The organism is Blastopirellula marina (assembly GCF_002967715.1).
GTDB classification, from domain to species: domain Bacteria; phylum Planctomycetota; class Planctomycetia; order Pirellulales; family Pirellulaceae; genus Bremerella; species Bremerella marina_B.
Map to the genome: position 1 here is coordinate 81,573 of NZ_PUIA01000074.1, position 22,519 is coordinate 104,091.

Sequence of the window (22,519 nt, forward strand, 5' to 3'; positions counted from 1 at the left end):
GGCGCAGAAAAAGCCTCATAATTCCTATCGGCTGAAAATCACGTTCGTTAGATATATTGCTTTCCTGCCGACGCGAACGGCCGTATCTTGCCTAGATTGACACGGTCATTTTTGCGACGGTTTTGACGAGAAGTAAGTTCATGCCTTGAAACATGTTTGAAGCGTTTCTGATGGCCACAAAAAAGCCTCGCTGCACGTAAGTCGTGTAGCGAGGCTTCGCTTAGTTAAACTGTTACGGAGAGCTGGGGTGGCTACTAAAAGCCTTCATGCTCACCGTGTGGGTTTTCGCGCTCGAAGATTTCACTCAACGGCTCATCGTGCTCGTCACGAATGAGTTTCTTTCCGTCCGAGATCTTAGCGAACAGGTAATATAGACCGGGAATCACGAGAACACCGACCAGGGTACCTAGGAGCATACCACCGACTGCCGTTGTACCGATCGTTCGGTTACCGATAGCACCAGGGCCCGTCGCACGGACGAGTGGAATCAGACCAGCGATAAACGCAAACGACGTCATCATAATTGGGCGGAATCGCAGCTTGCTACCATCGATAGCGGCATCTTTAATGCTCAATCCTTCATGACGACGCTGAACCGCGAATTCGATAATCAGAATCGCGTTCTTACCTAACAGACCCACGAGCATAACTAGCCCGATTTGGGCGTAAACGTCGTTAGCCAGCCCCATCGATTTCAGGAAAAAGAAAGATCCAAACACACCGATTGGCAATGAGACAATCACCGCCAACGGCAAGAGGAAGCTTTCGTACTGACCGACGAGCACCATGTACACGAACACGACCACGATCAGGAAGATGTAGATGGCCTTGTTGCCAGCTTTCGCTTCGTCGTAGGCCAGACCACGCCAGTCAATCGCGAAACCGTGCGGCAAGGTTTCCGCTGCGACTTCTTGAATCGCCGCGATCGCTTCACCAGAGCTATAGCCAGCAGCCGGTGCACCCTGAATAGGTGCGGTCGGGTACAGGTTATAGCGGCTGATTTCGTTCAAACCTTGCTTCTTCTCGATTCGCATGAACGACGAGTAAGGAACCATTTCCCCTTCTTCGTTCTTGACGAACATGTTTTCCAGGTCTTCCGGATAACGTCGAAATTGAGGTGCGGCTTGCACGTACACCTTGTAGAACTGGCCAAAGCGAACGAAACCTTGTTCCCAGGTACTACCGACGACGATCGAAAGGTTATCCAGAGCGTCGCGGATCGAAACCCCTTTCTGCATGGCCACGTCGTTATCAATGATGATCTCGTACTGTGGATAGTTTGCAGCAAAGAAGGTAAACAAACCTTTTAGCTCTTTACGCTTCTCCAGGGCAGCCATGAACTTGTCGGTTTCTTCCCCCAGGGCCTGGTAGTCGCCGCTGTTCGTCTTGTCGAGCAAGTTCACTGAGAAACCACCCGCCGCACCAAAGCCCGGAACCGCCGGAGGTTCGAAGAACTCCAGCTTGACGTTGGCGATCGAGGTGCCCCGTTTTTCCAGCTCTTCAATGATCTGCTTCGAAGTCAGTTCGCGGTCAGCCCATGGTTTCAAGTTGATGATACATGTACCAGCATTTGAACCACGACCCTCGGTGAGAACTTCGTAACCGGCAATCGAAGAGACCGAGACGATTTCGTCCATCTCTTTACAGATGGCCTGCAGTTCGTGGCACTTGGCATTGGTGTATTCAAGTGTTGAACCGGGCGGCGTCTGAACGATACCGTAGATCATGCCCTGGTCTTCCAGCGGAATAAAACCGGTGGGAAGAACTTTGTTGACGACCAGAATCCCATAGCTGAACAGGCCGATGACCAGGATGGTCAAGATACGCCGTGTGACGACCAGGCCGACCACACCGACATAAGCTTTGGTAACCTGTTCGACGCCTCGGTCGAAAATATGAACGAAGATACCGATCGGTCCGCGTACTTTCTTTTCGTCAGGTTCGCTCCCAGAAAGAGCTGCCCGGAACGAGAAGATCGCCAGAACCGCAGAAATACCTCCGATGATCATCATCCGTATTGGCGTAAGTTCCAGCTGTTCCGAGATCACTTCGTGGACAATCTCGATATGCAGGAGCTCGTAGATACCATAACCGGTCGCCAGACCCAAAACGATGGACAATAACGCTCGCAGGATGAACGCATTGCGTCCGGCAATCGCCTTCAGTACGCGATTGACCATACCTGTCAAACCCCGTTGGGGACCTTTGCGATGGATCGGCTTTAAGATCATCGCACAGAGCACTGGCGTCAGCGTCAAAGCCACCACACCGGACAAGATAATGGACATCGCCATCGTCAAGGCGAACTGACGATAGAAAACACCCACCGGACCAGGAATGAAGGTAACAGGAATGAACACAGCGGTCATCACAAGGGTAATTGCGATAATAGCACCGCTGATTTCGTGAACGACTTCCATGGTGGCCTGGTAGGGACCCAGGTGTTTCGCATGCATTTTCTCGTGCACCGCTTCCACCACCACGATAGCATCGTCCACCACCACGCCAATCGCAAGCACAAGTGCGAAGAGCGTAATCAGGTTGATCGACATGCCAAACATGAACATGAAGAAGAACGTCCCGATCAACGACACCGGCACGGCAAGCGTAGGAATAAGCGTGCTGCGGAAGTCCCCCAGGAAGAGAAACACCACCAGCGACACGAGGATGAACGCTTCAAACAGGGTATGCAGCACCTTTTCGATAGACGCGTCCAAGAAGTGCGAAACGTCGTAGGTCACAGCATAGTCCATACCAGGCGGGAACGAGTCTTTTTTGATCTCTTCGATCTTTTCCTTGACCTGATCGATAACGTCCGCCGCATTCGAGCCAGGCGTCTGCTTGAGCACGATAGCCGCTGACGGCAATCCATCGATATCAGAATAAAGGTCGTAGAAAGACGAGCCCAGCCACACGTGAGCGACGTCACCCAAGCGAAGAATTTCACCTTCCTCGGTCGAGCGAAGAATAATCTTCTCGTACTCTTCCGGGGTCTTGTAGCGACCGATCCAGGTGAGCACATATTCCAGCGTTTGCGATGTCTGGCCGGTTGCCTGACCGAGTCGCCCAGGCGAGCCGATCATGCTCTGTTCGTCCAGAGCCTTCATCACGTCTTCGGCATCGACCTTGTAGGCCCGCATGCGATCGAGATCTAACTCGACTCGCATGGCGTAAGAGCGGTTGCCAAGGATGGATGCCTGACCCACGCCAGGAATACGCTTAATTTCGTTAAGCACGTTGACCGTGGCGTAGTTGTAGAGAAAGTTCTGGTCCAGATTCGGGTCTTCGCTATAGACGTTCACGTACATGAGCATGCTCGGCATGTTCTGCATCACGATCACGCCTTCACGCTGAACAATCGGCGGAAGCTGGTTCATCACCATATTGACGCGGTTGTTCACGTTCATCACGGCGACGTTCGGGTCGGTGCCTGGCTCGAACACGATCTGAATCGTACCTTCACCAGCACTGGTGGCGTCACCCATCATATAGCGCATGTTGGGCACACCGTTGATGGACTGCTCCAGAATCACCATCGTTGAGTCGATCAAGATGTTGGCGCTGGCACCTGGATAGGAAACAGATACCCGCACGCTCGGCGGAGCCACCGAAGGAAACTGCGAAATTGGGAGCGAAAAAATCGCTAGACCGCCCATAAACAGGATGAGCAGTGAGATGACGATGGCCAATGCTGGCCTATGGAGAAACTTGGTAAACATTCGTGACGGCTCCTTATTCGGCGTGGTATTTCAGGTTGCCAAGTACTTCTTCCGCGGGCCGGAATTCGTACTCGATATGGTCCCCATCACGCACTTGGCGGATGCCCTCGAGAATGATCTTATCTCCTTCTTCAAGTCCCTTTTTAATCACAAAAATATCATCTTGTTCGCTTTGGATTTCGATGTCGCGCTGACGAACGACATTGTCTTTGTCGATGACGAAAGCGTACTGTTTGGCTAAGATCTCGTAAGTTGCCCGTTGTGGAATTACGAGCGCATTATGAATCGTGCGGTGGATGAGCACGGTACCTGTCTGGCCGTTGCGAAGCAGACCATTTGGATTGGCGAAGTCGGCACGGAAGGCGATGTTACCTGTGGTGTTGTTGAAGTCGGCTTCGATCGCACCAATCTTGCCCGGTTGAGGAAAGATCTCGCTGTTGGCCAGCTTCAATTCAACCTGTAGATGCTCTTCCCCGTTGCCGGCCGCTTTGTCCTGATCGAGCTGACGCTTGTATTCCAGGTAGCGAGCTTCCGGCACGTTGAAGTAAACCCACATGACACTGTTGTCGGAGAACGTGGTGAGAACTTCCCCTTCTTCGACCAGGCTTCCTAACTGAACCAACTGACGGTCGACGATCCCTTCGAAGGGAGCTTTGACGTTGGTGAAGTTCAGCTCAGCTTCGGCCAGGGCCACCTTGGCTTTTACTTTGGCCAATTCGGCCTTCTTAATAGCCAGTTCCTGTGGCGAAACGATGTTCTTGTCTAGCAGGTTCTGGGCATTTTTCAGTTCGATTTCAATGCGATTCGCTTCGGCAATTTCGGAATCGAGTTTGGCCTGATACAGGGTGGGGAGGATCTTGAACATCAGATCTCCCTTCTGCACGAGCTGACCTTCGTTGATTCGCACCTCTTCCAGGTAACCACCTTCCAAGGCTCGAATTTCGATGTGCTTGCACGAGTGAATCTGGCAGACATATTGCTGGGTGCTGATGACATCCTTGCGGATCGGGCTCGTCACGACGATTTTGTGAATCGCGTGATGGCCGCCTTCTCCGTGCGACTCGGAATGAGATTCGTCATGCGGCTTGGCATGGTCATCTCCGTGCGCTTCCGAGTGCTCGCCTTCATGATGATCATCATGCGACTGAGCCATCGACTCGCAGCCGGAGATCATCACCAGCGAAAGCAAAGCCAGCGCTAGGGCCGCTGTGGTTGTAGTTTTCATAGGGTTATCTGATACCTCTAAACTAAGAGACCTTGTTGGCGGGTTGTGGGGAATTAACGGTTGGTCGCTTGGGGGTAATATCTCGATCGTTCCCTAACGAGCCCCACTCGATACGAAACACCAGTTGCCGGTCACGCAATCTTATGCGGGATCAGACAACACACGTTTCGACACGAGTGTCTTAAAATGGGGGCAATGATGGGGCACAGAAAGACAGGTCTCTCGGCTGACTTGGCAGGGTGAGAGACTGGTTTAGATCGCTAATGCACTAGGCGGCAGGCGGCCCACGAAGGAGGCAGGTAGTTGTGACCCGATCCGAAATAATGGGTGTTGGCAATATATCGAGGCGGGCAGATGGCACCTCGATGTAAGGCGTAACCAGATCAGGAGTCGTCGCAAAGAAAGCGATCTCGGCCTTCACTTCACTTTGGCACTCAGACAACTCGGCACATTCCGAGTCGGTTGAGTGAGGGTGGCTTGGCTTACCGTTGGGCAATTGGTGAACGTGTGAGAGACCACCAATGATCACAAATGCGTAGAGCACAACCAGGAAGGCCTGCCAGGGACGGCAGCGGTTGGACAGAACCGGTCGCTTGGGTTTGACCGATGACAATAGTCCCCTAGAAGCAGCTTTCACTGACTCTTGGAAGTTGTCAACTTGGGGGCCAAAACCAATCACAATAGACTCGATTCTACGGCAAACTATTATGTTTCAGTCGTTCTATCGACCTGAGAACATCCCAGAAATAGTAGTTTGCATCACTATTTTACGCAAGTCATGCTAATTTTGCTCGTATTGTTAGGGATTTTCCCCTTAAAGGCCATGTGTCTCCCCGCAATCGTACGGGAAAGTCTTTCAGAAGGTCGTAGCCGAGCACAATGCTGCCGCACCGAAAAAAATCAAATTTGAAGATTTCGCCCTGAATTCTTGGCTCATCCTGACATTCATCTACCGTTCGAGCGGCTTTCCTTGACCGGGCTGTTTGCCTATTTTTCCAGAGCATTTTGTCTGCGGACCGCGATGTGGACAGTCTTGGTGATCAGATCCAGCCCTTTGTTCCGTTGCACCGAGGAGGCACTATTGGGTGGTACGCTGCTCGGCAGTGAACTCCACGATACGAATGGCACCCGGCGGTAATTTGATCGTACAACGCTCTCCGGCGGTTGCTTGTTTCGGCATCAGGGCTTGGTCTTCTTCAATCGCAGACGACACGTTATATGTGCGCCGTTGGCTGACAGCCAGTTTGGGCAGCCCAAGGTTGCGATCCAGGGTGATTTCAAACTCCTGGGTTTCGTCTGAGGGGTTATGAAGAGAGACATAACCCAGGTCGTCGGTCCAGCCGGTATAGCCGTAGACTTCCCCTTGCATGGGGTTTCCGCCGATCATCCGTGCCCGTTGGAATGTCGGGAACATGCGATGCACCCAGTGCATCCCTTCGCCCAGAACGTCCCAGTCGCTCTCGCTTAGGCTGAATGTATGGAGGTATAGTTCGACAAACCCAGTGCCGCGCGACAGGCTCATCAAAAGGTACCGCCGGAAGTCTTCCGGTTCTTCGTCGCTAGAGACCTTCTTCGGTTCATGGTTGAAGATCGAGTTGAGTGGGAACTGCGTATTGTCGGCGTTCTCCGAGGCCATCTGGTAGTAAGCCCCATCGCGATACGCCAGTTGTGCGTTGCGGCCATCCCCTCGGGCATGGTCCCCCACATTGATCAACCAGACTGCATCCACATGCTGTAGCCACCATGGGCTCAAATAGGCCCCATTCGAGATCACAATGTAGACATCCGGGTTTACCTCTCCCATGTGGTCGAAGATCTTGATCAGACGCTCCGACCCCAACGAAAGATATCGCTCTTTCGCTTCGTCGTACTTCGCATCGTTGAGCATCTTTTCGGAACCCTGGAAGCCTTCGATGTCGAAGTTGCGCGTCCGCAGGTGCCCGAAGACCCCGTCCAGCTTAAAGTAAGAAACCCCATGCGACGCCAGTTCTACTAGGCGATCTTCGAGCGCGTTCATGTAGTGCTCCCCGGTCATCGACATCCAAGGATCAAGCGCGCGCCAGCCTGCTTCCCTCATTTTGGGGATCGCCTGTTGGCTGCCGAAAAGACACCCAGGACTTACCCACAACCCAAGAGAGGATTTCGCGCGGTGTACTTCCTCAAGCGAAAGTTGGAAGCCTGGGGCAAATTTGTCGTTAACAGGCCACACCCCAACTTTCGTCCAATCGGTGGTTATGTCTTGCCACCCAGCGTCGATCGCATAAACGCGAAGCGGAGGGACATTGCGATCGACGACGAGTTCCTTGTTCACCTTACGAACGCTGGCAGCAAACTTATCAGCATCTACGTCGCGGCTGTAATCGAACCAAGAGTTGTACTGTGTTTGCAGCCGCAATGGGCGTGCTCGCGTTTGGTCAATATAGTCAAGAAACGCATCTTTCACGAAGGACGGATCGTCCGCCACGCCCATCGCCGCCATGTGGCTGGCGTACATCTCTCCTGCTGAAAGATCAACCTGCGTGAGGTAGCCGCACACCAGGTTGCCGTCATCGACATGGTTACGCGCTGCCGGAAACTCGACGCCCCACCACATGCCGCTAGTCTCGGTATACAGCGGTTGCCCCAGGGGTGGCCGCCACGCAGCCGGCCCTTGCGATGTCATCTGGTCACTGCGATAGGGTGCGTAAACATCCGCTGAGGCGAGATGCTCGATTTCGATCTTTCGGAGTTGCAAGGATTTTCGCGCAGTGATATGAAGTTGCTTGCGCAACCAAGGCTGGTTTCGCTTCGTCACGTACCGCACAACAACGTCGACCGGGGCCGTCTGCCCAGTAAGCTGTACTTCTAGTGTCAAATGGTCTTCAGAAAGCGTCGTGCTTTGCACCTGGAAATCGGATGAAGACAGCCGAAGGTCCTGGCTGGAATCTGGCAGGCGAATTGTCAAAGCAAACTCGTCGCCATCGGAAACAGCAGCCTGACGGGAAGTGAGGCGATTAACGACTCCTTTCGTGACAAGATGCCCGCTTTCCCACGAAAGCTCGCGCGTGACGAGGCTATTGTCTATCTGGGCCGTGTCGTTGGCCGATAGAATCGCCGCATCGAAAAGTAGCATAGCCAACAAACAGGTGATGATGAGTGAAGGGCGGGAGGAAAACATATTACGTGTCGAGATCCTGTGTGGAACTATTGGCTGGAAGGTTTAGTCGATTTTGCACGGGCATTACGTTTCTTGAGCCAAGGGCTCCAGTCAGTTTCTGGGCTGGTGGTCACCTTGGAAGCGGCGTCAACCCAAACGACCCCAAAAAAGTGATACGCCCCTTCGTACGCCCAGTTTCCTTGAATGCGCAGAGGGCCGTCATACAGAGCGCGGCCGCGGCGTGTGATGTTCTGCTGGACAAGCGGAGCATAGGCATGGTTTTCCGACAGGTGAAGTTCCAGAAAGAGCTCAGGGTACGGAAAACGCTTGCCTTCGGGAATGAACGACTGATCGGCCGTCTTGAAGTAGACCGTTTTGCCAATCGTCACCAGGCGACCCACGGCATCGATTTCTCCTTCTGAAGCGAAATCCTTGATGCGTTCGCCGCGCGGCAATTCATCCTTACCGGCAATGATCAGCGCCAGCTTTTCCTCGTCTGTAAGTTTTGCCGCAGGCTCGTCGGCAGCGACATGATCGCTGAACGCGACCAGAAACAGGCAGCAAGCAAACACGAGGGCTGGGCCATGGTTCCGGAGATTGATCAAATCAACAACTCCTCGAGTGGACCCTTCTGAACGTCGTCAGACACGCCAGCCATGACATGTCCGAACGATTCCGCGGGAAGCCCTGCCGCGTGTAGTAACGAGTTGTGAATCGTATTCACCGTTCGCCAGCCAGCATTGCCGCGTGCTGGATAGACGATATAACGCCCATCGAGCTTGAGCCCTGGCGAACCACCCATCAGCAAGTAAGGCCATTCCAGACACTGCGTATGATGCTTGTCTGCCGCATCACTGAGATAGACGATCACCGTGTTATCGAGCATGGTGCCATTGCCTTCTGGGATTGCAGCAAGGCGGTCCATGGTGCGAGCAATGAGATGGAAGTGATACGCTCGAATGGCTTCCGCCTCAGCGATGGCATGCTTGTCGCCACCGATCACGGCGTGCCCCAGCGGGTGCTTCGACTGCGTTGCGAGTGTGGAGAATTGAATGTTGAAATGACGAAAGCCCACTCCAGAGGCGATCGTTGCCACGTCAGTCAGCCCAGAAATAAGCGTCGATGTCGCCAACTCGAAATGGGCGTCCAGTCGTTCCTCGGGCAGCGTGGACCGAATGGGATCTTTCAGCTCAAAAGTCTTGGCATCAGCCTTGCCGGCCAGCTGTTTCACGCGTTGATTGCGCACTTGAATCTTTTCATACGCGTCGAGGTACTGGTCGAGCTTACCCTTCTCTGCCGAAGGCAGCCCATTACGGGCAGTGCGAATATCATCCTTCAAATAGTCGAGCAAATAGGCTTGCTCACGCGTCGTATCGTTTGCGGCAATCGGACCGAAGATCCGCTTGTAGGCGGCATCAGGATTACAGAAGGTTGCGGCGCTTTGCCCTGGACCGGTCGCCGAGCAGTTGAAGACCACGTCACGATCTTGCGCCGAGATGCCAAGCACGATATGATCGAAAATCGTCTGGGCATTACGCCCCAACACATAGTCGATGGTGGCATCGTGAATGATCTTTCCATCACGCGTGTTGTAAGCGCCCAGAGCACCGTGGCTGGTCGAGTGCCCGCCGCCGCACACTTCGCCATTGATTCCTTGAAGCACTACCATCCGGTCGACATACTTCTTCATCGGCTGGAGCGATGTCGGTAGCTGATCTGCCTGAAGCGGGTGAGACGTCAGTTGTTGGCGATCTTCGCGGGCCACGTACGGCAAGTTCTTCGGGTGCAACTGTGTTGGAGGCAGCCCATTCCCTTCCAGCACGAATAGGAAACGTGGCGTGCGTCGCTCGACCCCTTCGGCGGCAAGTGCCAGGCTGCTCAACATCGGTGCCAGGTAGGTCGCTCCACCCAACCCCAATGACAGCCCTTTCAGGAATCTTCGGCGAGCGTGTATGGTGTCATTCATGATGCGTTATCCATGGCAGGTTCGCTGACCCGATAAAGGAACGAATCGGAAGTCAGCAGCGAAAGCACCGTCGCTTTCAAGCTTCCGTGGGACTGGTCGTAGGCAGTTTCCATATCGATGAGTGTCGGAGCGTCGTCGATCGTTTCATTGCGTCCCATGAAGAAGCGGAAGACGTGACGCAGGAAGACTTGTTTCGTCTGACGCGACTGAGCCAACTGGGTCACGTAAGGAATCGGACCCGGCACCTCATTACCCCAGAGGGTACCGGTGGTCACGACTGGCTTCTCCTTTTCTTCAGTACGGAACTGACCGAACAGATCGTATTGTTCAAACGGCAAGCCGAGTGGGTCCATATGGCGATGGCAATGAATACACTGCGAGGCTTTGGTCACGTGCATCTTCTCGCGAAGAGTCAGCGACTCGTCTTCTGGCAGGCGGGCATCCACTTCGACGGGAGCATCGGGAACCATTCCCCCAAGAAGCTTCGTGGTAACCCAGCGGCCACGCTGGATGGCCTGGTTTTTTTCGTTGTCCGAGAACGCCAACAGCCAGGCCGGGTGAGTCAAGATGCCGGCTCGTTCTGCTGGGGGCAGCTCGAACCATTCGGGATTCTTGCCAATCAGTTCAGGGGCCAGGTTGTAGTTGCGGTGATAATCCTTGTAGCCGTTTTCTCGACGAATCGGCGAGAGTTTGGTTCCCGTATAGTTGAACATCCCGCGAACGTAGTAGTCACGTGAAGTCAGCCAATTCCGCAGAACGTCCTGGTCTTCGTCAATGATCTTCAAGATGAATTGGTCGGCATCATCCACAAGCCGTTCAGGCTGGTAGTCGTACTTATCGGCATCTTTGAATACCTCTTCGGCACGCGGATATTCAAAGTACTCGTGGGCGAAACGCAACAGGCGAGCCTGCATCGCGTCGGTTTTGAGGTAAGGCCGCATAATCGACCGCAGCGTTTGCCGATCGTCGAGGTCGAGAGGCTCGATTGCGCTGGTCAGCTTCGCATCAGGGCCAGCGACATCGACCGCGTAGCCTAGTGCGACGGCAGTTTCCGTAGGGCTCAGGTAACGCCGTCCGTATGGATCCGGTTCGCCTGCTCCAAGCTCGAACCGAAACAATACGTGGGGCCTGAGAAGAATGGCCTTAACCGTCAGGCGGTTTGCTACCGCTTCTCCCAGATTATCCTTGCTCTTCGAGTGAAGTTCGACAAGCGATTCCAGTTGGCCTGGTTCAGGCAGCTGGCCGGTCATTGCTGAGAAGATCGAACTCCATAATTGATGTTGGTCCCCTCGCGCTTGCTTCTCGTAACGACTCCACTGGCGGCTCATGAATTGATTGACGATCAAATCGCTTTCCAACAGCAGCATTTCGGTCGTCGAACCGTCAAACGAGTGAACCGCTGCGAAATCGAGAAATGTATGGTCAGGCGTCTGGTATGGCAACGAAACTGGTTTAGCGTTGTTGCGGTTGTCGTAAAACAGGCTCTGATTGTTCGTGACCTTCCGGGCCCGCTCGATAAAAGAATCGACGTCGAGTCGCCAAATACGCGAAGGGGTCGCTGCTTTGCGGACCGTTGGCTCGGTGAAGAGCAGGGCGTGATCGATCAGGTTGCCGTTGCCAGGCTGACTCGTGCGATCGTGCCCCTTCGCTTTTAAATACGCATCGAGCGAACGCAGGAACTCGGCACGCTCGGCGGAGGAGGGTTGTTCGGCATCTTCGGGCGGCATGTTATGTAGTGCCGATTGATCGAACGTGCCGAACAGCAGACCGACATTGGTTGTCGTATGGAGTTCCGCAAGAACCACATCCCCTTCGGGCGAATCGCTGCCGTGACAATCCAGGCAGTATTTCGTGACGTACCGCTGAATGCTCGTCTCGTTGGCATAGGTCGTCGCGGCCGCGATGGTAGCAATCGACAGCACAGCCCCTTGGGCGGCGAGTCGAACCATACGTGATACGGCGTGTTTCATGTTATGGTGCAAATTCACGAGGAAGTCCGCGCTTTCACGGCCAGGCCGTACATCATGGAATGACCGCCGGGAAGACGCTTCTGGAGAGGAGCCCCCAGTTTAAACTCGCCAGCCTGGGCCTCGCATTTCCAGATCTCAAAGTTGAGATAAGGTCCGTCACTTTCAACCGAGGCAGCCGGATGGTCCCCCATTGTAGGATGCCAAGTACCGGCACGAATTGATGCGCCGGTTGGCTGAAAACGCTCGGCCACCCAAGGTGGGATTTCCCCAGGCGAAACGACCAGAAGATAAACATCTGCCGGCTCGTTCAAATCGAGGGTGAGCTCGTAGTCTTTAATGAAGCGGAAGTGGTAGTAGGTGCGAATGAGATCGGCTCCGTTTAGCCACGCAGGAAACTCCTGTCCAGGCACGGCTCCCCACACGGGATTCGGCTTGTCGTTGAAGGCCAACGCCCCTGGCTTCATTCCCTCGGGAATCACCGCGTAGAATGGACGAAGTTCGCCTTCTCCGAGGTTGTCGTGCACCTCACGAACAACGCCGGCGTTAGCGATGCGAGGGAGGCCCACTCGATCGGCAGCCAGAGCAACCTGTTGCCATCGCCGCAAGCCTGCCCGGGCCGAGAATCGCAGGGCTTCCCCTTCGGTTAGCGTAACGACCTCTAGCGAAGACATCGACTCGGCTGGATGAAACTCGACGGTACCTGAGAACACGGCGACGCGCGACTCTCCATCCCGTTCCACTTCCAGGCCAAAGCTGGTTCCCAAATCGACGACATTGCCTGCCGCCGTCACCACGGTAAAACCTTTTCCTCCGTCCCCTACATCGGCGCTCATGCATCCTTCTATCAAGCGGAGACGCGTCTCGCCCTCGAAAACAGCCTCGACCGGTGCGATAAACTCCACGCGGACGTTGCGCGGCAGCATCAGTTCCATCGTGCCGCTGTCGAGACGAAATGACCCGAGCGACAAGCTTTTCCCGACCGACAACTTCCCATTGACACCCGTCAGTTGCGCGTCGGCTAAGGCGATCACGTTGACCTGCACGCTGGTAGCAGGCTTGGGCAGCACCAACCAGACCACGACCAGCACACTCAGGGCGAGCGCCAAACCGAGTGTTGTTTTCAGGGGAAATGATGACCGGCGTCGCGGAGGCATCACCTCGACACGCTGGCTGGCCTGTTGGGCCTGCGTTACCGAACGCACTGCATCTTTGAGTTGCTGTTCGCGGATATTCGCTTCGACGAAGGTCCGCATGTTCTGTGGGTCTTGCTTGAGCCAATCGCTCAGCTGTTGCTCTTCCTGGTTGGAAAGGGTGTCTTCCAGCCAGCGATCGAGAAGCGGATGTTCTGGCTCAGGCATCAGACTGCTCCTCGTTCTGGCAGATGACCTTCGATGCAGCGACGTAGGGCCTGGCGAATCCGGTGGAGCGTCGTACGAATGCTGGTTGCCGTTCGTCCGAACTGCGTGGCGATATCGTCGGAGTTCATATTCTCGACGTAGCGCAGCCGCAGCAGCTCCTGCTGCGACTTCTGCAGCTTGCTGACGCATTGCCGTAAGGCCAGTGCTTCGTCCCCTATCTGCGGTGAGATCTCGACCCAGGCCGCCGTGTACTGCTCGAGAAGGTCTGGATCGCAAACGATTCGGCTACGGGCCAGGTCACGTCGATTGCTGAGGATCTCGAACTTGGCGATTCCCAAAGCCCATGCAGGAAAGGGGCGTGCCGGGTCGTACTGCTCGAATTTCTGCAGGAGAGTCATCGACGTATTCTGCACAATATCGCGTGCCGCCCAGACATCGCTCACCAGCGACTCGACGTAGTGGCTAACAACCGGTTGGGCATCGGTCCATAGCCGCGTGAATTGCATCTGTTGTTCATTTGTCAGCATCTTGATCGCTCTCCGTGCTTTTACTCTCCATGCCGGGGCCAATGTGTTGCAAATATTCTGACAATATCATGAAATTCATGGTCCGTTGGTCACTTGATGAGGGGGAATTGAGAGTCGCAACTCATTATCGGACAAAAGCTTAGCGATTGTACCGCTGTGGATCGAAAGCCGATGTGAAATGTGGTAAGAAGCGAGTGGCAATGACCGCGTCTTCACGATAGTGAATCGCCTGGGATGCGAAATCGGTAACACCTCCAGAAGGAAAGCACTCATGCATGGGTTTCTTCGGTTGATTGGTAGCGTCGGGATCTTCATTGGCATCCTGATCATAGTGGCGTGCCTGGTGGTTGCCATTCGTGTTGACGGGGCAATCTGCCATTTGACCGATCAGGCTAGTCAAGCCATCCAGGCAGTGCGAGAACGCGTTACCGACGCTGATCTCCAAATGGCGAAGCTCAATCAAACACTCGCCAAGGCGCTTGAAAACGAGACCGAAGAACTCGAGCCCCAGGGACTCGAAGCCACCCGCAAGGTTCAGCAGGGGATCCAGGAGATCCACGAGCGCATTGAACAGGTCGATTTGGCCTTGGAGAAGACATTAGCCATCGTCGACATCCTGGCTTCGATGGGCATGGAAATGGATGGGCACCGAATCACCAGCGTCATTGAACGCACCGAAGAGATCGACGGCCGCCTGGCAAAGCTCTCAGACAATTTCAATGAAATTACCAACCGCTTTCGCCCTGAAGGATCCCTGCGCGAGGCCGTTGCCGACGAGATCAAAGAGCGGACGGTTGTCGCGGTGGAAAAGGCCTTGCTGCCGGCTGGTATACTCGTCGACGAACTCAATCAAGTAGCCGACAATGCCACCAGCTTGGTCGATAACGTTCGTAGTCGCCTGCGCTGGACTATTTTCTGGGTGACGACCATCGTGGTGCTGATTACCGCATGGATGGCCCTGGGTCAGTTGGCACTGTTCCGCAATGGTTTACGTCGCGCGGACATGACCAATGCATGAGCACGACATCGTTGTGCTCCGCGTTACCGAATGAATTATCCTTATGGTTCGCTCATCGGATGGTCGGTCGCGAATCCTATTGTCGGGCAAGTCTACAAGTGCCGCTGGACCGATTAAAGAAGTTCGCCAGGTGGTCGAGCGGTTGGCTGGGTTCCTGACAAGCGAGCCAGTTTTCGCTCATCAGGAACCTTAGCCCAACCTTCGCGACTTATTGTGTGTCGTTACCTGTCGAGTTGAAATCTGCAGAACGTCGGATCGTTTCGCAGATACCGCGAACCGTTTCCTTGTAGTGATCGTCGAGTTTGGCGTCGACGGCGAAACCGGCGGCTACCAACTGGTTGTTGCCGGCATCGAACACGCCAACGGCGAAGTTCAAATCCGCTCCGGCCTTCTTGCCCTTGCCGGTACCTGTCATCACGACGCTACCATTTTTGCCTTCAGTCTGTTTATCGAACCGAATCGCGGTCATGTAGCTTTGCAGACCGTCTTCCACCTTCTTCATGGCGGCATTCACGTCGGTCGTCGATTTGATCGTCACGAACATCCCCCAGCACTGGCCATCGGGGCTGACCGCTGAAATGTAGTTTTCTCCGGTACGCTGTTTCCAGTCGGCCGGGAACGTCACTCCCACAATCGGTTTACCATCCAGGCGAATAACCGACTCGGTGGCGGGCTTCGCGGCCGGTTCCACCACAGGCTGCGTCGTCTCCGTGGTGGTGACTTCACTTTCCAGAATCACGTTCGGCGAAGACTCGTTGAAATTCACTCCCTGGTAGTTCTGATACTCAGGCGTAGATTGATACTGGGTGCGGGCTTGCGATTCGCGATTGATCGCCCCACGCGTTGCCCCAGTTACCACACCAACCTTTGCCCCGGTTGAGGCCCCCGATTTACCACCAACCAACCCTCCGACCGCTGCGCCCCGCATTCCGCCACGAAGTGCGCCCTGAGCCATTACCTGGTGTGCAAGAAGAGTAACCCCCAGCACCACCATCCCTAGAACCAGCAACTTTCTCATGGCTTTTCTCCTACTGAAAGATTAGGAAGATATTTGCCCCTGGATCATGACTTGCTTCCATCTTTGGCCATTTTCGTAGTCGGTCGCGATATCGCGAGTTATGGCTACGAGTCTCGCTTAAGCGCGAGTCAGAGTGCGGATAAGCGATGTTATTTCTGGTTAATAGCGTAACTCCTACAATTTCTTTTACATGTGTTATTGGTATCGATCACGTTACGATTGTCATCACTCGGTATCATGTATCGATTTTCTATTCTGGAAACCGTACGGCAATCCACTTTCGGCAAAAACTCGGTATTCGATTCCTTAATGAAACTTCGCTGAACAGCGAGAATTCGCTAGAAGTCTCGCTTCTGATCGGTTCCAATTAAGAAGGCCCTGGAAATATCGCGAACCGAGGCACCCAGACGTGATTACACACACGTTTTTAGAGTTCGAGGCCTATGCTTCTGCAGTCGGCGATGCCGACTTGAAAATGGTGCTGCCTCGCATCGATAAACCACGTTGGGAGATTTCTGAATTCCACGTGGATGAGTTTCATCTTCAATTTGGCAGCGAGTGGAGTGGGAACATTGCAGAAGGGGTGACTCGCCCTGATGGAAGAATCTTGTTTATTCCGCTGCATGGCCGTCATCACGCCAACGGCATGCCACTGGCCGAGAACTCGGTATTTGTGATGAACGCGTCGAGCGAGTTCACGATCAGCGTTCAAGAGCCCCATGATTGGTGTTCCGTGTTTCTCCCGATAGAGTCGGCCCTGATCCCGTCGAATCGTCCCGATTCCCGGACCTCATCGACATACTCGGTCGAATTAGAAGATCAGACAGTCGCCAAGATTCGCTGGCTATTAACTCAACTGCATGACTCGATTCAGTGTAATCCTGAAATCCTCAAGAAGAGTGCCGCACGCAGTGCTATCAAAGACGATCTGCTCAACGTCTGCCGCAACGTTACGTCGGCGAACCAACTGCCAGCTTCCACGACGGGGCGACCTCCCCTCAGTCGAGACAAAGTGATCCGGGCACTACGGGATCTCATGGCAACGCATTCCCATGAATGTTTAACGATCGAAGACTTCACGCAATCGCTAGATATATCAGAGCGCTCACTACGAAATGTGTTTCTCGAGTATTATGGCATGCCTCCCCGCAAGTACCTGATGATTCAACGATTGAACCAGGTCCGCAATGTTCTGAAAGCTGCCGATCCCGAAGAAACAACCGTGACTGCCGTTGCCGCGCATTTTGGTTTCTGGCATTTCGGCCGCTTTGCCGGGGCTTATCATAAAGTCTTTCAGGAGTCCCCCTCGACCACTCTGTATCGCGGCTGTCAGCCCTGCTGATTTCTTTCCGTTTGGAGACGCTCAAGGGGGCCTGAAAAAACTTTGGAAAAAATTCTCCTGGCGTACTTTGTTGCTGAAGCGCTTCCCTTCTAAATTGAGCACATGCCCCCTCGGGTCGCTCTCGATTCAGGGTGCCAAACGATCGTTTCCGTTGTCACGCATCGCAGGCAGAACAGCAAATTGGAAAGTCGCCTGCCCGGTATTTTTACCCATTAAGTTCGACCAGCAAGAGACAGAAATCAAACGGCTTAAGAATCTGCTCACGCAGCCCCAGCCGCAACCTCATTTTGTGATGCTGGCCGACAAGCATCATGTGCCAGCCGATACGGCCCCCGGTCTGAACCCATTGCAGCAGCGTGGACCACTTTCTTAATACTGACGAGTCATTCTGTCGCCTGAGATGGCGAGGGTCTCTCTCCATTTTACCATGAATTAAATTTTTCCCAGGTGCTACGTCCCAAGTCCCCTTGGACGCGTGTTCGCCGCTTAGCTTTTGCTTTCTTTCACGAAAGTGTTGGATCAAAAATATATCGCCGTCAGAGAAGGGGATTGCCCAGACCCGACGAAGCGGCAAGAATCCGATGCCCAGGTTTAAAGTCGTTCTCGTACTCGGTAGACGTTGGCCAGTTATTCATTTATGTCTGATTTTCTGCTTGAACCCGATGTTATTTTCTTGAACCACGGCTCGTTCGGGGCCTGTCCGGCGTTGGTGTTCGACAAGTACCAGCACTGGCACCGCCAACTCGAACGCCAGCCGGTGCGGTTCCTGCAGCGTGAACTGCCCGGCTTACTAGCCGATGCTCGCCGCCAGCTGGCAGATTACCTGGGAGCACGCTCAACCGAGGTCACGTTTGTTGCTAACCCTACGTTCGCTGCTAATACGATCGCGCGTTGTCTTCCTTTGGCCAGTGGGGATGAAGTGCTGATTTCGGATCAGGAATACGGTGCCTGTCGCTTCGCGTTTCAGTTTGCCGCCCAGCAAAAAGGCTTCCGCATCGTCGAGCAATCGATTCCTCTGCCGGTCGAAACAGACGAGGCGATCGTCGAGGCCTTCTGGCAAGGCGTCACCAAGAACACCAAGCTGATCTTTATCAGTCACATTACTTCGACCACCGCGCTCACTCTGCCGGTGGCTAAGATCTGCCAGCGTGCCCGCGAGGCGGGCATTCTGACGATGATCGACGGGGCCCATGCCCCCGGTCAGATCGACATGAACCTGGAGGAGATTGGAGCCGACTTTTATACGGCGACATGTCACAAGTGGATGTGTGCCCCCAAGGGTTCCGGCATGTTCTACGTCCGGGAAGACCGTCAGCATCTGATCGATCCGCTGGTCGTCGGCTGGGGATGGGGCCCTGAAAAGACCTTCCATCGCGAGAACGACTTCATATCGAACCACGAATGGTTAGGGACTTACGATCCCGCCGCCTACTTGACCGTGCCCACCGCGATCGATTGGCACAAGACCTACTTCACCCAGGAAGTCCGCCAGCGATCGTGCGACCTGGCGCGGATGGCCGTTGACCTGTCGGCTCAAATCGACGGCATCGAGCGAGTTCATCCCGATGCGTTCTTTCGCCAGATGGGCCTGATCGATATCACTGCTCATCAGGTCGAAGATCACGTCCAGCTCAAGACGCATCTATACGATGCGTACAAAATCGAAGTGCCGGTGATCCGTTGGAAAGATCGCACGCTGATCCGAGTTTCATCGCATGCTTACACGACCGAGCAGCACATCCACACGTTCGTCCAGGCATTGAAGGAAACCTTCAGCACCTAGCAGACATCGACAACCTTCGGTCCGAGAACATCCTCGCGGACTTGAATACCGAGCCCTGGCTGCGTGGAAGCTTTCATCCGACCGTCAACCCGCTGCGGTGCTCCATCCGCCGTGCTGACGGTGACGTAGCTGTTGAAGTCGGTCGAGGTGAAACGGAACGCTTCCGGCGTGCTATGGGCCAGGTGAGCGATCGCAGCGGTGGTGATGTCGCCACCCCAGCTATCTTCCAGTGTCATGGCAATGCCGGTCGATACGCATAGGTCGCGAAGCTGCCGCGTGCGAGTCAGCCCGCCCAGCTTGCTAATTTTCAAGTTCACCACGTCCATGGCGTTGTCGGACTTGGCTCGCAGGAAAGCATGTAGGCTGTCGATGTTTTCATCCAGCACAAACGGATGATCGGTTTTCTGGCGAACGGTCAAACATTCCTCATACGTTACGCACGGCTGTTCGATGTAGACATCCAGATGCTTTACGGCTCGCACGACGCGAATCGCTTCGTGCAGAACCCAGCCGGTGTTGGCATCGGCCACCAGGCGATCGGAAGGGGCCAATACGTTGCGGGTCGCTTCGATCCGCTCGATGTCGGTGTTAGCGTCGCCCCCCACTTTCAATTGAAACCGGCGGTAGCCTTCTTCGCGGTATTTCGCGACGTTGGCGGCCATCTCGTCAGGCGGAAGTTGCGAGATAGCCCGGTACAGCTCGACCGACTCGCCGAAGCGCCCGCCAAGCAGTTCGCAGATGGGCAACTGTGTGAACTTCCCCAGGATGTCCCAGCAAGCGATGTCGATGCCTGACTTCACGTACGGATGTCCCTTGAGGGCGAAGTCCATCACCTCGTTTAGCTTGGCCGGTTCTCGCGGATCGAGGCCGATCAAGTGAGGTGCCAGCTCCTTCAGGCCCGCTCGCACGCCGGCCGCGTAGGCAGGCAAATAGACTGGGCCGAGCGGGCAGACCTCGCCGTAGCCGATCAGTCCGCATTTGGTCTCGACACCCACAATGGTGGAGTCGAACGTCGAGACTGACTTTCCTTGGGCCCATTTGTAATTCGTTTCGACCAGCGGAAGGTCGACCTGGTGGGCAAAGATACGTGCGATTTCCATGAGGAGGCTTTCTAGGCGATGAGGCGGCACACCTGTGTGGGTGGCTATTTTGTACGCTCTGGTTCCAAGGTAAGCTTGAGTCGGCAATTCATGTAGTAGTTTTCACCCCTATCATAGCGTTGTGGCGAGTTTGAATCTTGGTAATGGATGGTAGTTCCGCGTGAATCCGCGCACAAAAATGCTCGAAGCGATCACCTCGCAAAGCATCCGTAGCGTTGACGTCGGATTGCTGGCCGAGCTGTTTGATAGCACACACGACATGGCGTTCTTCGTGAAGGACGCCCAGGGGCGCTACGTGGCCGTGAACGACTCGCTGGTGCAGCGTCATGGCTGGCGCGAGAAACGCGACGTGCTCGGCAAGCGATCGTCCGATATCTGCGAAGGAGAGCTGGGGACGATTCCCTCGCAACAAGATCAGCGAGTACTGAAGACCGGCAAGGCTTTGCTCAACCAGTTGGAAATGCAGTGGTATCGTCCGCCGGTGATGACCTGGTGCCTGACCACCAAGCTGCCGATGCGCGATGTCAAGGGAAAGATCGTCGGCCTGATCGGCTTTTCCAAAGACGTCAAAGCACAGGTCGAACCCGACGAAATCCCAGCTGCGTTCGCCAGCGCGCTGGCGGAGTTCGAACAAGAATTGTCCCCTGAGGTCACGCCGTTATGGTTTGCCGAAAGGTGCCAACTATCGGCCCGGCGACTGGCCAGCCTGACTAGGAAGGTGTTCGACTTAACGCCAGGACAATTCATTGCAAAAATAAGAATAGATACAGCTACCAGGCTGCTCCGCGAGACCGACCTGTCCGTTTCGGAGGTAGCTCATCGGTGTGGCTATTACGACCACAGTGCGTTTACCCGGGCGTTCCGCAAAGCGACCGGCACCACCCCCAGGTCGTTTCGACAACTGGCAACCTGAACGGCGGTTTTAACGTTGCCACGACAGAATTTTCCAAGTTATGCGCAATTCTCAGGCTCCGCGCAATTCGGTGCCAAGTATTGTGACTGCAAACAAAATAGAATGAAGCGAAAATTGGCTTCACCAAGGAATAGGAATCTATGCGACACCAAGCTCTCGACTCGAAGCTCTTCATTGATAACCGGGCCAAACTGACCAGCCTGCTTCCCAAAAACTCGCTGGCGGTTGTCAACGCCAATGACGTGTTGCCGACCAATGCGGATGGCAGCCTGAAGTTGGTTCCCAATGCCGACCTCTTCTATCTTTCGGGCATCGAACAGGAAGAATCGATCCTGATGCTGTATCCGGATGCCTTCGAGCCAAAGAACCGGGAAGTGCTGTTCCTTCGTGAACCGACCGAACTGCTGCAGATCTGGGAAGGAACCAAGCTGACCCAGGAGCGTGCTACCGAGATTTCTGGGATTCCAACAGTGAAATGGTTGAAGGACTTCCCGCTAGCACTCCGCGATGCGATGCTCAGCGCGGACGAAGTGTTCCTTAATTCCAACGAACATCGCCGGGCTGCTGTCACCGTTGAAACCCGCGACGAACGCTTCGTTGAGCAATGCAAACGCGATTACCCGCTGCATACCTATCGCCGTCTGGCTCCGCTGCTGCATAAGCTGCGGGCCGTGAAGTCGGATCTCGAAGTCGACCTGATCAAGAAGGCGATCGAGATCACAGATAAGGGCTTTCATCGCCTGCTGCATTTCCTGAAGCCCGGGGTAACCGAGTTTGAAATCGAGGCAGAGCTGATCCACGAATACACCCGCAACCGTGGTGCGTTTGCTTACACGCCGATCGTGGCTTCCGGTAAGAACGCGTGCGGTTTGCACTACATCGATAACGATCAGGTCTGCCAGGATGGTGACCTGGTGCTGGTCGACACGGGATCGAACTACGGCAATTACAACTCTGACCTAACGCGCACCGTGCCGGTCAATGGAAAGTTCACCAAGCGGCAGCGCGACGTGTACGATGCCGTCTTACGCGTAATGCGGGCGTCAATCGCCGGGGCGGTTGTCGGCAAGGCGCATCGCGACTGGCAGCACGAAGCACAGCTGATGATGAATGACGAACTGCTCGGCCTGGGCCTGATTACCAAGGAGCAAATCGCCGAGCATACCCGCGAGAAGCCGGCGTGCAAGAAGTACTTCATGCACGGTCTGGGACACCCGATGGGCCTGGATGTGCACGATGTCGCACCGCTCGATGCTCCGTTCGCCCCAGGCTGGGTGCTGACGGTGGAACCAGGCATTTATCTGCCTGACGAAGGGTTCGCCGTGCGTCTGGAGAATGATATCTTGATCACCGAGGATGGTCCGGTCGACTTGATGAAAGACATTCCGGTCGAAGCCGATCACATCGAATCGATCATGCAGGAAGCGACAGCCGCCCGGTAATT

General features: G+C 54.7%; 17 protein-coding genes. 6 read left to right on the top strand and 11 right to left on the bottom strand.

Annotation, left to right across the window (positions count from 1 at the left end; all coding sequences use genetic code 11):
* Positions 1 to 254 precede the first annotated feature (254 nt).
* The 9 genes from C5Y96_RS22810 to C5Y96_RS22845 all read right to left on the bottom strand — a co-directional run bounded on the left by C5Y96_RS22810 (position 255) and on the right by C5Y96_RS22845 (position 13,901).
* A complete protein-coding gene (locus C5Y96_RS22810; protein WP_105358267.1) occupies positions 255 to 3,719 on the bottom strand; it encodes an efflux RND transporter permease subunit in 3,465 nt (1,154 codons plus the stop codon).
* 13 nt (positions 3,720 to 3,732) lie between these two features.
* A complete protein-coding gene (locus C5Y96_RS22815; RefSeq protein WP_105358270.1) occupies positions 3,733 to 4,944 on the bottom strand; it encodes an efflux RND transporter periplasmic adaptor subunit in 1,212 nt (403 codons plus the stop codon).
* 268 nt (positions 4,945 to 5,212) lie between these two features.
* Complete coding sequence (locus C5Y96_RS27165) at positions 5,213 to 5,557, bottom strand: hypothetical protein (RefSeq protein WP_146115772.1); 345 nt, start codon at positions 5,555 to 5,557, stop codon at positions 5,213 to 5,215.
* Positions 5,558 to 6,022: 465 nt separating this feature from the next.
* On the bottom strand, positions 6,023 to 8,101 hold the full coding sequence (locus C5Y96_RS22820) for a hypothetical protein (RefSeq protein WP_105358272.1): 2,079 nt from the start codon (positions 8,099 to 8,101) through the stop codon (positions 6,023 to 6,025).
* Between the two features lie 26 nt (positions 8,102 to 8,127).
* Positions 8,128 to 8,685: a hypothetical protein gene (locus C5Y96_RS22825; RefSeq protein ID WP_105358274.1), complete on the bottom strand. Its 558-nt coding sequence runs from the start codon at positions 8,683 to 8,685 to the stop codon at positions 8,128 to 8,130.
* Complete coding sequence (locus C5Y96_RS22830; protein WP_105358276.1) at positions 8,682 to 10,046, bottom strand: DUF1552 domain-containing protein; 1,365 nt, start codon at positions 10,044 to 10,046, stop codon at positions 8,682 to 8,684. The genes C5Y96_RS22825 and C5Y96_RS22830 overlap by 4 nt, the downstream gene beginning before the upstream one ends.
* On the bottom strand, positions 10,043 to 12,016 hold the full coding sequence (locus C5Y96_RS22835; protein WP_105358278.1) for a DUF1588 domain-containing protein: 1,974 nt from the start codon (positions 12,014 to 12,016) through the stop codon (positions 10,043 to 10,045). Before C5Y96_RS22835 ends, C5Y96_RS22830 begins: the two co-directional genes overlap by 4 nt.
* A gap of 14 nt (positions 12,017 to 12,030) precedes the next feature.
* Positions 12,031 to 13,374, bottom strand: coding sequence for a FecR domain-containing protein (locus tag C5Y96_RS22840; protein ID WP_105358280.1), 1,344 nt, complete (start codon positions 13,372 to 13,374; stop codon positions 12,031 to 12,033).
* Positions 13,374 to 13,901 (bottom strand): sigma-70 family RNA polymerase sigma factor, encoded by a 528-nt coding sequence (locus tag C5Y96_RS22845; protein ID WP_105358282.1) that lies wholly within the window; start codon positions 13,899 to 13,901, stop codon positions 13,374 to 13,376. The genes C5Y96_RS22840 and C5Y96_RS22845 overlap by 1 nt, the downstream gene beginning before the upstream one ends.
* A 271-nt stretch (positions 13,902 to 14,172) precedes the next feature.
* Between C5Y96_RS22845 and C5Y96_RS22850 the strand changes: the two genes are divergently transcribed.
* Positions 14,173 to 14,919, top strand: a complete 747-nt coding sequence (locus C5Y96_RS22850) for a hypothetical protein (RefSeq protein WP_105358284.1) — start codon at positions 14,173 to 14,175, stop codon at positions 14,917 to 14,919.
* Between the two features lie 208 nt (positions 14,920 to 15,127).
* On the opposite strand, the gene C5Y96_RS22855 is transcribed toward C5Y96_RS22850, so the two are convergent.
* A complete protein-coding gene (locus C5Y96_RS22855) occupies positions 15,128 to 15,937 on the bottom strand; it encodes a hypothetical protein (RefSeq protein ID WP_105358286.1) in 810 nt (269 codons plus the stop codon).
* A gap of 409 nt (positions 15,938 to 16,346) precedes the next feature.
* On the opposite strand from C5Y96_RS22855, the gene C5Y96_RS22860 reads away from it, so the two are divergent.
* From C5Y96_RS22860 to C5Y96_RS22870, 3 genes are all read left to right on the top strand, one after another.
* Positions 16,347 to 17,279 (top strand): helix-turn-helix domain-containing protein, encoded by a 933-nt coding sequence (locus tag C5Y96_RS22860; RefSeq protein ID WP_105358288.1) that lies wholly within the window; start codon positions 16,347 to 16,349, stop codon positions 17,277 to 17,279.
* Positions 17,280 to 17,430: 151 nt separating this feature from the next.
* Positions 17,431 to 17,652 carry a hypothetical protein gene (locus C5Y96_RS27170; protein ID WP_146115773.1) on the top strand — a complete coding sequence of 74 codons (222 nt, stop codon included), beginning with the start codon at positions 17,431 to 17,433 and terminating at the stop codon, positions 17,650 to 17,652.
* A 264-nt stretch (positions 17,653 to 17,916) separates the two neighbouring features.
* Positions 17,917 to 19,062, top strand: coding sequence for an aminotransferase class V-fold PLP-dependent enzyme (locus C5Y96_RS22870; protein ID WP_105358293.1), 1,146 nt, complete (start codon positions 17,917 to 17,919; stop codon positions 19,060 to 19,062).
* Here C5Y96_RS22870 and C5Y96_RS22875 read toward each other — a convergent pair.
* The gene (locus C5Y96_RS22875; RefSeq protein ID WP_105358295.1) at positions 19,059 to 20,162 is read right to left on the bottom strand and encodes a cis-3-hydroxy-L-proline dehydratase; all 1,104 of its coding nucleotides are present in this window, start codon (positions 20,160 to 20,162) and stop codon (positions 19,059 to 19,061) included. The two genes, C5Y96_RS22870 and C5Y96_RS22875, sit on opposite strands and share 4 nt — an antisense overlap.
* 160 nt (positions 20,163 to 20,322) lie before the next feature.
* On the opposite strand from C5Y96_RS22875, the gene C5Y96_RS22880 reads away from it, so the two are divergent.
* On the top strand, positions 20,323 to 21,075 hold the full coding sequence (locus C5Y96_RS22880; protein WP_233199059.1) for an AraC family transcriptional regulator: 753 nt from the start codon (positions 20,323 to 20,325) through the stop codon (positions 21,073 to 21,075).
* A 140-nt stretch (positions 21,076 to 21,215) separates the two neighbouring features.
* Positions 21,216 to 22,517: an aminopeptidase P family protein gene (locus tag C5Y96_RS22885; protein WP_105358297.1), complete on the top strand. Its 1,302-nt coding sequence runs from the start codon at positions 21,216 to 21,218 to the stop codon at positions 22,515 to 22,517.
* Positions 22,518 to 22,519: the final 2 nt, after the last annotated feature.

Coding starts and splice junctions, on each gene's coding strand:
- C5Y96_RS22820 (WP_105358272.1), bottom strand. CDS start 8,101: ATGTTTTCCTCCCGCCCTTCACTCATCATCACCTGTTTGTTGGCTATG.
- C5Y96_RS22835 (WP_105358278.1), bottom strand. CDS start 12,016: ATGAAACACGCCGTATCACGTATGGTTCGACTCGCCGCCCAAGGGGCT.
- C5Y96_RS22830 (WP_105358276.1), bottom strand. CDS start 10,046: ATGAATGACACCATACACGCTCGCCGAAGATTCCTGAAAGGGCTGTCA.
- C5Y96_RS22815 (WP_105358270.1), bottom strand. CDS start 4,944: ATGAAAACTACAACCACAGCGGCCCTAGCGCTGGCTTTGCTTTCGCTG.
- C5Y96_RS22850 (WP_105358284.1), top strand. CDS start 14,173: ATGCATGGGTTTCTTCGGTTGATTGGTAGCGTCGGGATCTTCATTGGC.
- C5Y96_RS22840 (WP_105358280.1), bottom strand. CDS start 13,374: ATGCCTGAGCCAGAACATCCGCTTCTCGATCGCTGGCTGGAAGACACC.
- C5Y96_RS22810 (WP_105358267.1), bottom strand. CDS start 3,719: ATGTTTACCAAGTTTCTCCATAGGCCAGCATTGGCCATCGTCATCTCA.
- C5Y96_RS22875 (WP_105358295.1), bottom strand. CDS start 20,162: ATGGAAATCGCACGTATCTTTGCCCACCAGGTCGACCTTCCGCTGGTC.
- C5Y96_RS22885 (WP_105358297.1), top strand. CDS start 21,216: ATGCGACACCAAGCTCTCGACTCGAAGCTCTTCATTGATAACCGGGCC.
- C5Y96_RS22870 (WP_105358293.1), top strand. CDS start 17,917: ATGTCTGATTTTCTGCTTGAACCCGATGTTATTTTCTTGAACCACGGC.
- C5Y96_RS22855 (WP_105358286.1), bottom strand. CDS start 15,937: ATGAGAAAGTTGCTGGTTCTAGGGATGGTGGTGCTGGGGGTTACTCTT.
- C5Y96_RS22845 (WP_105358282.1), bottom strand. CDS start 13,901: ATGCTGACAAATGAACAACAGATGCAATTCACGCGGCTATGGACCGAT.